At 66.8% G+C, this 12700-nt stretch carries 15 protein-coding genes and 1 riboswitch; of the genes, 9 read left to right on the forward strand and 6 right to left on the reverse strand.

The features are described 5' to 3' along the window. Window positions 1-6 precede the first annotated feature (6 nt). Complete coding sequence (cobW, locus tag HN018_RS05940; protein WP_171834637.1) at window positions 7-1077, reverse strand: cobalamin biosynthesis protein CobW; 1071 nt, start codon at window positions 1075-1077, stop codon at window positions 7-9. Continuing rightward, window positions 1074-1472 carry a DUF1636 family protein gene (locus tag HN018_RS05945; protein ID WP_171834976.1) on the reverse strand — a complete coding sequence of 133 codons (399 nt, stop codon included), beginning with the start codon at window positions 1470-1472 and terminating at the stop codon, window positions 1074-1076. Before HN018_RS05945 ends, cobW begins: the two co-directional genes overlap by 4 nt. A gap of 141 nt (window positions 1473-1613) precedes the next feature. Continuing rightward, a riboswitch (cobalamin riboswitch) is annotated at window positions 1614-1893 on the reverse strand. Between the two features lie 107 nt (window positions 1894-2000). On the opposite strand from HN018_RS05945, the gene HN018_RS05950 reads away from it, so the two are divergent. Continuing rightward, window positions 2001-2432, forward strand: coding sequence for a DUF1810 domain-containing protein (locus tag HN018_RS05950; RefSeq protein ID WP_171834638.1), 432 nt, complete (start codon window positions 2001-2003; stop codon window positions 2430-2432). Between the two features lie 38 nt (window positions 2433-2470). Here HN018_RS05950 and HN018_RS05955 read toward each other — a convergent pair whose 3' ends face one another. Further along, window positions 2471-2956: a pyridoxamine 5'-phosphate oxidase family protein gene (locus HN018_RS05955; protein ID WP_171834639.1), complete on the reverse strand. Its 486-nt coding sequence runs from the start codon at window positions 2954-2956 to the stop codon at window positions 2471-2473. 114 nt (window positions 2957-3070) lie between these two features. Here HN018_RS05955 and HN018_RS05960 point away from each other — a divergent pair, with 114 nt between their 5' ends. Continuing rightward, entirely contained in the window at window positions 3071-3964 is an 894-nt protein-coding gene (locus tag HN018_RS05960) for a peptidylprolyl isomerase (RefSeq protein ID WP_171834640.1), read from the forward strand. 110 nt (window positions 3965-4074) lie between these two features. Here HN018_RS05960 and HN018_RS05965 read toward each other — a convergent pair whose 3' ends face one another. Continuing rightward, window positions 4075-5121, reverse strand: coding sequence for an amidohydrolase family protein (locus tag HN018_RS05965; RefSeq protein ID WP_239479049.1), 1047 nt, complete (start codon window positions 5119-5121; stop codon window positions 4075-4077). A 132-nt stretch (window positions 5122-5253) separates the two neighbouring features. On the opposite strand from HN018_RS05965, the gene HN018_RS05970 reads away from it, so the two are divergent. From HN018_RS05970 to HN018_RS05995, 6 genes are all read left to right on the forward strand, one after another. After that, window positions 5254-6159, forward strand: coding sequence for a LysR family transcriptional regulator (locus HN018_RS05970; protein WP_171834641.1), 906 nt, complete (start codon window positions 5254-5256; stop codon window positions 6157-6159). A gap of 70 nt (window positions 6160-6229) precedes the next feature. Continuing rightward, window positions 6230-6730: a bifunctional adenosylcobinamide kinase/adenosylcobinamide-phosphate guanylyltransferase gene (cobU, locus tag HN018_RS05975; protein WP_171834642.1), complete on the forward strand. Its 501-nt coding sequence runs from the start codon at window positions 6230-6232 to the stop codon at window positions 6728-6730. Beyond that, entirely contained in the window at window positions 6727-7350 is a 624-nt protein-coding gene (gene cobO / locus HN018_RS05980) for a cob(I)yrinic acid a,c-diamide adenosyltransferase (RefSeq protein ID WP_171834643.1), read from the forward strand. The genes cobU and cobO overlap by 4 nt, the downstream gene beginning before the upstream one ends. Before the next feature lie 187 nt (window positions 7351-7537). Then, entirely contained in the window at window positions 7538-8383 is an 846-nt protein-coding gene (locus tag HN018_RS05985) for a DUF3667 domain-containing protein (RefSeq protein ID WP_172443460.1), read from the forward strand. Then, a complete protein-coding gene (locus tag HN018_RS05990; protein WP_204259686.1) occupies window positions 8380-9855 on the forward strand; it encodes a cobyric acid synthase in 1476 nt (491 codons plus the stop codon). Before HN018_RS05985 ends, HN018_RS05990 begins: the two co-directional genes overlap by 4 nt. Before the next feature lie 86 nt (window positions 9856-9941). Beyond that, a complete protein-coding gene (locus HN018_RS05995) occupies window positions 9942-10223 on the forward strand; it encodes a DUF427 domain-containing protein (protein ID WP_171834645.1) in 282 nt (93 codons plus the stop codon). A 141-nt stretch (window positions 10224-10364) separates the two neighbouring features. On the opposite strand, the gene HN018_RS06000 is transcribed toward HN018_RS05995, so the two are convergent. Together HN018_RS06000 and cbiB are read right to left on the reverse strand one after the other, a co-directional pair. Beyond that, window positions 10365-10532, reverse strand: coding sequence for a hypothetical protein (locus HN018_RS06000; RefSeq protein WP_171834646.1), 168 nt, complete (start codon window positions 10530-10532; stop codon window positions 10365-10367). Window positions 10533-10638: 106 nt separating this feature from the next. Then, window positions 10639-11646 (reverse strand): adenosylcobinamide-phosphate synthase CbiB, encoded by a 1008-nt coding sequence (gene cbiB / locus HN018_RS06005; RefSeq protein WP_171834647.1) that lies wholly within the window; start codon window positions 11644-11646, stop codon window positions 10639-10641. Here cbiB and cobD point away from each other — a divergent pair, their 5' ends adjacent. After that, window positions 11647-12672 carry a threonine-phosphate decarboxylase CobD gene (cobD, locus tag HN018_RS06010; RefSeq protein WP_239479050.1) on the forward strand — a complete coding sequence of 342 codons (1026 nt, stop codon included), beginning with the start codon at window positions 11647-11649 and terminating at the stop codon, window positions 12670-12672. The last annotated feature ends 28 nt before the right edge of the window (window positions 12673-12700 follow it).

Here is a 12700-nt window from a genome sequence, read left to right on the forward strand (position 1 = left end):
GGCCGGCTAGACCGCGCCGGTCGCGTCGTTGATCGCGGCCGCGATCGCGGTGCGGTCGAGACCCTGGCGGCCGATCACCACGATGCTGCCGGCACGGGGCTCGCCCGGCTTCCAGGCTCGGTCGAACTGCTGCCGGAACCGGGTGCCGACGCCCTGTACCGCAAGCCGCATCGACTTGCCCTCGACGACGGCGAACCCTTTCATGCGCAGCACGTCGTGCGCCTCGGTGACGGCGGCCAGCCTTGCCACCAGCGCTTCGGCACTGGCCTGCGCCCCGATCGGCACCACGAAGCTGTCGAAATCGTCGTGCTCGTGCTCTCCGTCCATCGCGTCGTGATGCGAGGGCCGGGCCGCCAGATCATCCTCTGCCGCCGAGCCCAGGCCGAGCAGCACCGCCGGATCGAGCCTGCCCTCGGTGGTGCGCACCAGCTTCACCGCACGCGGGATGATTCCGGCGATCTGCACTGCGAGCGCATCGACCTCCGCCGTGGTCAGCAGGTCGGTCTTGTTCAGCACCACCAGGTCCGCGGACATCAGCTGGTCCTCGTAGACTTCGGCCAGCGGATTATCGTGATCGAGCGACGGATCCGCCGCACGCTGGCGGGCGACATCCTCCGGGTCGTCGGCGAATCGGCCGGCATGCACGGCGGGGGCGTCCACCACCGCGATCACCCCGTCGACGGTCAGCCGGGCGCGAACGCTCGGCCAGTTGAACGCTTTCAGCAGCGGCTTCGGCAGCGCCAGCCCGGAGGTCTCGATGACGATGTGCTCGGGCGGATTCGGGCGCGAGATCAGCGCCTCCATGGTTGGCACGAAATCGTCGGCGACGGTGCAGCACAGGCAGCCATTGGCCAGCTCGACGATATCCTCGTCGTCGCAGCCGGTGATGCCGCATGCCCGCAGCGTGTCGCCATCGATGCCGAGCGCTCCGAACTCGTTGACGATCACCGCGATCCGGCGTCCGCCCGCATGCTCCAGCACATGCCGCAGCAGCGTGGTCTTTCCGGCCCCGAGGAAGCCGGTGATGATGGTGGCCGGGATCTTGCCCAAATTGGTGACGGGACTGGTGACGCTCATCGGGGCATTCCTTCGGCTGGCGCGGGAGCAGGGCCGGGGACACGGCCGAGGATCATGGCGGCAAGCGAGGCCGGCCGCTTCGAGGGCATGACGGTGCCGGTTTTCGATACGCCGTACGAGCGTGCGAACACCAGCAGGTCCTCGGCCATATCCGGTGCAAGGCGTCCGAGCAGATACGACCACTTGCCCGGCATGGCGATCGACGCCGCGCAGCCATCGTTGCAGACCGCAAGGCATTCCACCGGCAACAGGCGGATCGGAGCGTCGGGAGCCTCGGAGAGCAGATTGGCCAGGCGGTCGTGCAGCACGTGGCCCGGCACGGGAATGCCGTCCAGCTTCACGCTGCCGGCGCGGCAGGTGGTGCAGACATGAAGCACGGGTGTCGGTTCGGACACGGTTGACCCCTTCGAACGCGCGCGCCGGACGATCCGGACACGCTGGGGCACCAACCGCTCCCGGTTTCCCAGGAGTCGATATCATCGCGATATCGTCGGCATCCGGGCACCCCGCCGGACAACACGGCTCGAAACACGGCCGAACGGCCGCGCGCGATGGCAGGTCTCCTGGCTCACGGATCTGGACGGGGCCGTGCCAGCGGCCTCGTCCGGCACATCCCGTCGGCCTTCCCGGCGATCCTGCGATCCACCAGTGACCTTGTGCGTGCCGGACCTTCTCAGGGCCTGGCATGCGACAGAATGCTCACCGCCTACAGTTGCGGGGGCAGCGACGGAATGGAGTGTCGGCCTGGGCCGGCATGCTCGAACCGTCTTCCCTTTTCACCCTTCTCTCGAAGGGACCATCGTTGTCGAGTTTAGCGGCCACCCTCCACCTTCGTCAAAGGCAGCCGGCCGAAGTCAAACCATCGTGTTGCCGGTCCGATGACGCTGTCCGCTGTCGCGGCGCGGGATGTAGCGTGTCCACCGATGACCGATACCGTCGATTTCGAGCGCTTCATCGAGGCCCAGGCTCCGGTGCTTGCCAACGTCAAGGCGGAGCTTTCCGCCGGCGCCAAGCGGTCGCACTGGATGTGGTTCATTTTCCCGCAGCTTGCCGGGCTCGGCCATAGCTCGATGGCCAGGCACTATGCGTTGGCCTCGCTGGCGGAGGCGCGGGCTTATCTCGCCCATCCGGTGCTCGGACGACGGCTGGTCGAGTGCACCGGGCTGGTGAACGCCGTGAAAGGCCGCTCGATCAACCGGATCATGGGCAGCCCGGACGACATCAAGTTCCGGTCCTCGATGACCCTGTTCGCCGCCGCCGACCCCGCCATGCCGGCTTTCAGCACCGCGCTTGACCTGTATTTCGAGGGTGCGGCGGACCCGCTGACGACGCGCATGTTGTCGCAAGCGGGATAGGATGCGGCGCGACGGAACCGCCGTCGCGCCAATCCTGATCAGGCCAGTTTCACCTTCTCGTTCTCGCCGCCGGCGGGCGGCGTGCCGGTGAGCTTGGCTTTCACATAACCGTAGGCATGCACCATCTTGGAGTTCGGTGCGTCCCAGTATTCCGCCTGGGTGACCTCGATACGCAGCAGTGCGACATCCGGGTCGTCCTTGCCGTTCGGAAACCAGGTTGTGAGCAGCTCCGACCAGTGTTGGTCGATCGTCGCCTTGTCCTGTACCAGCGTTCCACTGCCCGACAGCGAGACGTAGTTCTGCAGCTTGGGGTCGGCATAGGTGACGCCGACGCGATGGTCGGACTGAACCTCGTCCACCTTGTGCGACTTGGCGCTGGTGAAGAACCACAGCGTGCCGTCGAACGAGCTCTGGCTGGCCGCCATCGGCCGCGCCCGCAGATTGTCGCCGTCCTCGGTGGTCAGCATGGCGAACTTGGTGGACTTCATCATCTCCCACAGCTTGGTGATCTGGTCCTGGTCCATCGAACTCTCCTAGGGGGATTTGCCGGTTAGAGGCGCCGAGGCGGGCAAAGGTTCCAAACCGGGACGCGGAACGGCCTTCTTCCGCGCTGCCGCACAGCGTGCAAGGGTCGGCGGATGCGCCTGCACACCGTCCTGACCAGCCTCGCCGCAACCTTGCTGCTGGGCGCGGCCGCCCCCCTGCCAATGCCGGCCATCCTGTCTCCGCAACAGATCGTGGACACGGCGCCGCCCGGTGCATGGCAGCCGGTGTCGCCGGAAGATGTGCTGGTGATGGAGCTCGCGACCGGCCAGCGCATCGTGATCCAGCTCGCGCCGGACTTCGCTCCGGTCCATGTCGCCAACATCCGCGCCCTGGCGCGGGCGCACTGGTGGGACGGCGCCGGCATCGTGCGGGTGCAGGACAACTACGTGGTCCAGTGGGCGCGCATGCCGGAAGGCCAGGCGCTGCCGAAGGGCATCGATCAGCATCCGCCGGCCGAATACGACCGCCCGTCCGCAGGCCTCGCACTCCGGCCTCTGTTCTATCCTGACCCCTACGCCCGGCAGGTCGGCTACGCGAACGGCTGGCCGGTCGGGAGCGACGGCACAAGAAGCTGGCTGACCCACTGCTACGGCATGGTGGGTGTCGGCCGCGACATGCCGCCCGATACCGGCACCGGGGAGGAACTCTACGCGGTGAACGGCCAGGCCCCGCGACAGCTCGACCGCAACATCGCGCTGGTCGGACGTGTCGTCGACGGCATGCCGGTCCTGGGAGCCTTGCCACGGGGAACCGCGGCGCTGGGTTTCTATGCCGGCCCGAAGCAGTGGGTACCGATCCGGACCGTGCAGGTTGCAGCCGACATGACACCGGCATCGCGCCCGAATGTCGAGACGATGCAGGCAACAAGTCCGGCGTTTGCAAAATATCTAGATGCCCGGGCCAACCGTCGCGACCCGTTCTTTATCAGGCCGGCCAGTGGTGTCGATCTGTGCAATGCGCCGGTACCGACGCGATTGGCGCCCTGAGCGGAGCTTCGACGTCCGGCGTCTTGCTGTTGGAGGCGCGTCCAACTTCGCGCATGGCAGCTCATGATCGGCAGGCGCATCGAATTTATATGCGTTCGGCATGCCGGCTTTCAGACCACAGCGTTTCCAGCCTGTGTCAGCCGAAGCCAGTTTCCATGAGCGAACGCTGACGTGTCGGCCTCGTTCAATCCGCAATCTGCCAAGAATCGTCGCGCGTCCCCGCCGGGGCGATACTGGTAGGGAAAGTCGGTAGAAAAGAGCAGCCGGTCGGTCCCGACAATGGCGGCCGCCTGCGCCAGGTAGCCGGGCAGGAACATGCCGCTGGCCGTGACGTACAGGTTGCGGCGCAGGTAGGTCGTGATCGGCTGCTCCAGCTCCGACACGCGGTCCATGGCCTTGAGGCGTTCCGCATAGAACAGCACGACCTCTCCCCAATGACCGAGGATCACCTGGAGGCCGGGCAGGCGGTCGAACGTGCCGGCAAGCACGAGGCGAAGAAACTGGATGCCCGCATCGTAATGCCAGCCCAGGCCAAACATCGCGAACACGGCGTCGACCTTCGGCGTGAAGCCAGAGTAATATGCATCGCGCACCGCCATGGCGGGCGTGCGGGGGTGGAGCAGAACCGGAACCTTGAGTGCCTCAGCCCTCTCGAAAATCGGGAAGAAGTCCGGATGATCGAGGTTGCGATCACCGACCCGGCCGGACAGCATGGCGCCCTTGAACCCGAGCGTTCGGACGCAGCGTTCCAGCTCCTGCGCCGCCTCATCCGGCCTCGACACCGGTAGCGTGGCCAAGGCCTGGAAACGGTCGGGCCATCGAGCGATGGCCATGGCTACCGCATCATTGGCACGCCGGGCCAGTTCGATGCTCTCCGGCCCAAGATCGTGCAACGCAGGCGTGGTCAGCGACAGAACCTGAACGTCGAGACCGGCCTCGTCCATCAGGGCGACCCGCTCGCCGGCAAGATCGAGCAGGCGCCGCTCGATCTCGCCCGAATGCAGCGTGACGCTGGGGTCGGTCGCGGCCAACCCGATCGCGTCCCAGGCGTCGCGCACATCCGCGGTCAAGTAATGTTCTTCGATGCCGATCAGCTTCACGCGTGATGCGCCGACAGGCAGGACCGTCCTGCTTTCCTGATTTGAGGAAATGTCCATGCCGAGATTCCTTGCGCCGATGTGCTGTGCCGGATGTGAGGCGTAACTGAGCAATGGCGCCAGACGCATGGGATGCAAACTATGCTTGCACCAGACGCTATGGCCGAAGTGAAAGTACGGCTATGATCTGGCATGGATACGGTCGATCTCAACCTGCTCGCGGCACTCGACGTGCTGCTGGCCGAGGGCAGCGTCACGACTGCCGCCAGACGCCTCGGGCTCAGCGTCTCCGCGGCGAGCCGGACATTGGCGCGGCTTCGATCCGCAACCGGTGACCCGTTGCTGGTGCAGGCCGGACGCTCGCTCGTGCGGACGCCCCATGCCGAGCAACTGGCCGGCCGCGTCCACGCGCTTACCCAGGAGGTGCGAGCGCTCCTGACGCCGGCCACGGACCTTATGGACCCGGCCCTGCTGGAAAGAACATTCACGATCCGCGCCAACGAAGGGTTCGTGACGTTGTTCGCGGCCCGGCTGGTCGCTTCGATCATCGACGCAGCGCCCAATGTCCGCCTTCGCTTCGCTCCCAAGTCCGACAAGGAGGCAGCCCCGTTGCGGGATGGCCGGATCGACCTGGAGATCGGTACGGCCGGCGCCTCGGCTCCCGAGATCCGAAGCCAGCTCATCTTACGCGACTGCTTCATCGGTGCGGCCCGCCTGGGTCATCCCCTGCTTGCAGAGCCGATGTCGCCGCAACGCTATGCGGCTTGCAGGCACGTCGTCACGTCGCGTCGAGGCGCGTCGAAGGGGCCGGTGGACGATGCCCTTCACGAACTCGGCTTGCAGCGCCGGATCGTTGTCATCGTGCCGAGTTTTCTCGATGCGATGAACATCGCACGGTGCTCGGACCTGATCGCCCTCGTGCCGCGCTCCTGCATTCGCGATGGCGGCGTGGCGGCGCGAGGCCTCGACGGGTTCGACCTGCCTGTCGCGACCCCGGAACTCGCGATCAGCGTGATGTGGCACCCGCGTCTCGACGCCGACCCGGCTCACCGCTGGCTGCGAAAGACGCTCGTGGCCACCTGCCGGTCCGCAGCCTAGAAGGCCTGGGCGCGATCGGTGGATCATCTGCCTGCTGCCGGAGTCCGCCCCTTTTGAGGATGCAAAGACCTTGTTGACCCTTGTTCTGGGCGGAGCCCGATCGGGCAAGAGCCGCCATGCGGAGGAACTGCTCGCGGGAATGCCCGCACCGTGGATCTACCTTGCCACCGGACAGGCCTGGGATGAGGAGATGCGCGCCCGCGTGGCCGAGCATCGGGCCCGCCGGACGGAGGGCTGGCAGACGATCGAGGTCCCGGTTACCCTGGCCGATGAACTCGACGAGGCCGGCGATCGTCCGGTGCTGGTCGACTGCCTCACCCTCTGGCTCACCAACCTGCTTCTGGGCGATCATGACGTCGAACAGGCCGTGTCGCGGCTGATGGCGGCGCTCGGGCGACGGCAGGTGGCGACGGTACTGGTGGGGAGCGAGGTCGGAATGGGGATCGTGCCGGAGAACGCGTTGGCGCGGCGGTTCCGCGACGAGGCCGGCCTGCTGCACCAGCGGATCGCGACGATCGCGGACCGGGTGGTGTTGGTGGTCGCCGGCTTGCCGCTGGTGGTCAAGGGATGAGCGGCACCCAGGAGCCTGCCGATGAGGAGGCAGGCCGTCACCGCATGAAGATGGAGCGGCGCAAGGCCGTGCAGGATGAGGAGGTCGCGTCCAAGTCGATCGAGAAGGGGCTGCTGATCGTCCATACCGGGGCGGGCAAGGGCAAGTCGACGGCCGCCTTCGGGCTGCTGCTCCGCATGGTCGGGCGTGGCCGCAAGACCGCCGTGGTGCAGTTCATCAAGGGCGCGTGGAGCACCGGCGAGCGCACCATGCTCGAGAGCTTCGGGCCGCTGGTCGAATGGCACACCATGGGCGAGGGCTTCACCTGGGAAACCCAGGACCGCGCCCGCGACGTCGCCGCCTGCGCCCGCGCCTGGGAGGTGACGAAGACCCTGCTGGCCCGCGACGATATCGCGCTGGTCGTGCTGGATGAGCTCAACATCGCGCTGCGCTACGAGTATCTCGAACTGTCCGAGGTGATCGCGGCACTTCATGACCGTCCGCCGATGCAGCACGTCGTCGTCACCGGCCGGAACGCCAAGCCGGCGCTGATCGAGGCCGCCGATCTGGTCACCGAGATGACGCAGGTGAAACACCACTTCGCGGCCGGCGTGAAAGCCCAGGAAGGCATCGAGTTCTAGAGAACGGTCCGGAATGGCTTGTGCCGGTGATTCGACCCCAGCCTCTGTGCCGGCCGGATGCTCACGGCGTAACCGGGGCTCCTGAGGTGGGAAGCCTCGCCTGACACGCAGCATTCCGAGCCGTTCTCGCGGAACTCATGCAACATCGGTTGCAGCTATCTGACGGACCGGGGAGCGGACGGATCGAATGCAAGATGTCGAGGTTCACTGCGACAGAAGTAGGGCTTGCCTGAACTGTGGCGCCGCGCTGTGCGGGGCGTGGTGTCATCAGTGCGGGCAGCAAGCCGGGCTACAGCATCGCTCGTTGATGCATCTGGGCGCGGAACTGTTCGAAACGCTGACGCATGCGGATAGCCGTTTCTGGCGGACGCTGACGCGCCTGGTATGGCATCCGGCTCTTTTGACGGGGGACTATCTCCAGGGTCGCCGCGCCCGCGAGATCCCGCCGCTGCGGCTGTTCCTGGTCATGCTGTTTCTGTTGTTCAGCATAGGTTCGCTCACACACACCGAGTTCAGCATAACGACAATTCACGACAAGGCTGGCGCGCAGATCAACCGGACGATCGATAGCATAATGATCGGCGACCATCCGCAGGTGACGCAATGGCTTCACCTGCATCTGCATCAGGCGTTTGATCATCCGGACGGAGTCATGACGGTCATCCGTGAATGGTCTGAGCGCTTCACCATCCTGATGCTGCCGATCGCCAGCTGCATCCTGTGGCTGCTTTACCTGGTGCCACGGCGGGTCTCGCTCTACGACCACACGATCGTGTCGATCCACTCACTTTGTTTTGCAAGCCTGGTCATCATGACGCTGTTCCTGCTTCGTGAAACACCAATACCCTTTAGCTCGTTGCTGCTGCTTGTGCTGCCGGTGCATCTGTTCCTGCACATGCGCGGTGTCTATCGGTCAAGCGTGTTCGGCACGCTCATACGTATGGCGTTGCTGGCGGTGGGGTCGACGGTGGCGGTGATGGTGCTGCTGCTCGGGCTCGCGGTGGTCGGCCTGCAACTCGGTGCGCACGCATGAAAAAGCCAGCCCGGAGCCTGATGCTGCAGGGGACCGGCTCGTCGGTCGGCAAGTCGGTGTTGGTGGCCGGGCTCGCGCGCGCCCTCACCCTGCGCGGCCTGGTGGTGCGTCCGTTCAAGCCGCAGAACATGTCGAACAACGCGGCCGTGACGCCGGATGGCGGCGAGATCGGGCGTGCGCAGGCGTTGCAGGCGCGGGCGTGCGGGGTGGCGCCGTCGGTGCACATGAACCCGGTCCTGCTGAAGCCGCAGAGCGAGATCGGCTCGCAGATCGTCGTGCAGGGCAGGGTGGTCGGCAACGCCCGTGCCCGCGAATACCAGGCGCTGAAACCCGGCCTGATGTCGTATGTGCTCGACAGCTTCGCGCGTCTGCGCGGCGAGTGCGACATCGTGCTGGTCGAGGGCGCCGGCTCGGCTTCCGAGATCAATTTGCGTCGCAACGACATCGCCAATATGGGATTTGCCGCCGCCACAGACACGCCGGTGGTGCTGATCGGCGACATCGACCGCGGCGGGGTGATCGCCAGCCTGGTCGGGACCCAGGTAGTGCTCGATCCGAACGATGCTGCCCGGATCAGGGGCTTCATCGTCAACCGCATGCGTGGCGACCTGTCGCTGTTCGCCGACGGGATGGCGATGATCGCCGAACGCACCGGCTGGGCGCCGATCGGGCTGGTGCCGTTCCTCGATGCCGTCCGCCTGCTTCCCGCGGAGGATGCGGCCGACCTGCAAGACCTCGCCCGCATGCGGAGCCGGGGTGGCCGTGTCAGGATCGCCGTGCCGATGCTGCCGATGATCAGCAACTTCGACGATCTCGACCCCTTGCTTGCCGAACCCGACATCGAATGCATCCTGCTCCGGCCCGGTCAGCCGTTGCCCGGATCGTGCGACCTGGTGATCCTGCCCGGCTCCAAATCGACCATCGCCGACCTGGCGGCACTGCGTCGGGAGGGGTGGGATATCGACCTGCAGGCGCATCGCCGCCGCGGTGGCCAGGTGCTGGGGCTTTGCGGCGGATACCAGATGCTCGGCCGCCGCATCGACGACCCGGACGGCACCGAGGGTCCGGCCGGCACCGTCGCCGGCCTCGGGCTGCTCGACGTCGCAACCGTGCTGGGAGGGGCGAAGACCCTGACCGAAGCCTCGGGCACGTTGCTGCCGGGCGGTACCCCCGCACACGGCTACGAGATGCATATCGGCCTGACCGACGGCGCAGATCGCGCGCATCCGTTCCTGCGTCGTGCGGATGGCAGCGGCGAGGGTGCGGTATCCGCAGATGGACGCGTCTCGGGCACCTACCTGCATGGCATCTTCGCCAATGACGCGACGCGGGCCGCCCTGTTGCGGCGGATCGGCCTGGATCCGGTCCCACGCGACCACGAGGCGGGCGTCGAGGCGGCGCTGGATGCACTGGCCGCGCACCTGGAGGTCCACCTCGATATCGATGCGCTGCTGGCCGTTTCCGGATACTGACCACCGCTTCTGCGGTCGCGCCATTGAAGTCCGGTCGTCCCGAACGCAGTTGACCAACGCGTACACGTGGTTTGGAGGATCGAAACATGAAGGCAGTCTGGAACGGCGAGACCATTGCCGAGAGCGATGACATCGTCACCGTCGAGGGGAACGCGTATTTCCCGGCCTCGTCGGTGCGACCCGGCGTGCTCACCGCGAGCACGCATACCAGCGTCTGCCCCTGGAAGGGCACCGCGCACTACCACTCGCTGACCGTGGGCGATGCCGTGAACCAGAACGCCGTCTGGTTCTATCCGGAACCGAAAACCGCGGCAGCGAACATCAAGGATCGTGTCGCGTTCTGGAAAGGCGTGCAGGTCAGCGCGTGATTCGATCGGGGCCGTCAAGGGATGGTGCGACGGTGAGCATGCAGCCATGCGTGATTCCCGTCACCGGGTGATCGGCATGCCGGCGCTGGCTTTCATGCAGACTGCAATACGATGGGCGCTCCCGAAGGAGCGCCCATCGGTTTAGCGCCAGCCACCACCGCGGTAACCGCCGCCATCGTGATAGCCACCATGATAACCGCCACCGCGGCCGCACCAGCCAAGTCCAAGCGGGCCGCACCCGCAGCCGGACAAGGTGGTCGCCGCGACCATGAGCGCGAGGACCGCGAAAGATCGTCTGGTTCGCGTCATCTGAAGTCTCCTGCGAATAGGCAAGAATGCCATCGTTGCAGGAAGCGCCTCGAATGTGGCGGTGGCGTGGAGACTCGCGCGCATCTTGTAACAGGGCGAGCGACCGTTACCGCGCGCAGGCAACGAGGCCGATCAGCGTGGCCGCCTCGACGATGCAGGCGTATCGATAGACCGCCAGTGCCCGACGCAGATCCGGCGCGCCTGCGTCGATGCGACCCCTACCCATCCAGGCATCGTCGACCAGCTCGCCGTCATAGATCCGTGGGCCGGCCAGGCTCAGTCCGAGCGCTCCGGCCATGGCCGCTTCCGGCCAGCCGGCATTCGGCGAACGATGCCGGCCGGCATCGCGCCACACCGCGCCGACCGCGCCCGCCGCCGACATCGCCGGCAAGAGCGTGGCCGCAAGCGCAATCCACAGCGCCGAGAGGCGTGAGGCCGGCAGGTTGACCAGGTCGTCGAGCCGGGCCGACGCCCATCCGAACGCCGCGTGCCGCGGCGTAAGATGGCCGACCATGCTGTCCGCGGTATTGACCGCCTTGTAGAACACCATGCCCGGCAGGCCGAACACCGCGCACCACAGCAGCGGCGCCACCACCCCATCGGAAAAATTCTCGGCCAGGCTCTCGATCGCCGCGCGCACCACGCCTGCTTCGTCGAGCGCCTCGGGGTCGCGCCCGACGATCCGTGCAACGGCGGTCCGGCCGGCACCAAGCCCGCTGCGTTCCAGCGCCCGCAGCACATCCCGGACATGGGTGAACAGCGATCGCTGCGCCGAGAGAGCGCTGGCAACGATGCCCAGCAGCAGGATCGCCGCACCGTGCGGCAGGGCGCGCAGGCAGGCACGCTCGATCAGCCAGGCCGCCAGCGTCGGCACCCCGGCCAGCACCACCAGCGATACGATGCCCATGATCCGTCCGGACACGTCGCGACAGTTGAGGCGGCCGCCCGGGTCGGGCACCATGCCCCGGTTGAGGCGCCGGTCGAGCCCGCCGATCAGCGCGCCGATCCAGACCACCGGATGGCCGATCGTCCGGAACAGCCGGTCCGGATAGCCGAACGCGGCGTCGACCAGCAGCGCCACCAGGGCAACGACGAGGGTATCGACGATGGTCACGTGTCACATACCGTCGGTCTGAGCATGGTTCCTGTCCTGCATGGCGGTCGTCTCGCTGCAGCGAGGCGGTTGTTTCCCGCGGCCCCATCGCCGTTCATCGACCTCTCGACCGGCATCAATCCACACCCCTATCCGCTGGCGCCGTTTTCCGTCGCCGCATTGACCAGGCTGCCGGAACCCGAGTCGGAGGAGGCATTACGTCACCTGGCCGCATCGGCCTATGGCGCGCCGTCGTCGGATCATGTGGTCGCGGCGCCGGGCAGCCAGATCCTGATCTCGCTGCTCCCGATCCTGCTTGCTTGCCGGCATGTCGCCATCCTGTCTCCGACCTATGGCGAGCACGCGGCCGCCTGGCGCCTTGCCGGCGTGACCGTGGTTCCGGTTCCGGATGCAGCGGCGCTGCTGGAAGCGGCCGGCGCCGGCGTGGCGCTGGTCCTTTGCAATCCGAACAATCCGGACGGTCGCCGGATCGATGCCGATACGCTCGCGATGCTGGCGGCACGCTGCGCCGAACAGGGGGGCACGCTGGTGGTGGACGAGGCATTCGCCGACCTCGAACCGGACGTGCCACTTGCCGGATCGCTGTTGCCATCCGCGGGGCTGCTCGTGCTGCGCTCGTTCGGCAAGTGCCATGGACTCGCCGGGCTCAGGCTCGGCTTCATGCTGGCCGATCTTGGCCTGGCTGGCCGGATGCGTACCCTTCTCGGGCCGTGGGCTGTGAGTGGTCCGGCGATCGAGGCCGGGCTGCAGGCGCTGGCAGACGATCGCTGGCGCAGCCGGATTTCGCATATCCTCGATCTGGCCTCGCATCGGCTGGACAGGCTGTTGACCGGGGCGGGGCTTGTTCCCGTCGGCGGCACCCGCCTGTTCAGGCTGGCGGAGACGCCGGATGCGGCCGCACTCTTCGAGCGCCTCGGCACAGCAGGACTCCTCGTGCGCCGGTTCGACAACCAGCCGCACCGGCTCCGGTTCGGCCTGCCGGCGGATGAGCAGGCCTGGGAGCGGCTCCGGACCGCGCTCGGCTGATGCAGCTTCGGTCCGGGGCGGCGCCCTC

The organism is Lichenicola cladoniae (assembly GCF_013201075.1).
GTDB classification, from domain to species: Bacteria; Pseudomonadota; Alphaproteobacteria; order Acetobacterales; family Acetobacteraceae; genus Lichenicola; species Lichenicola cladoniae.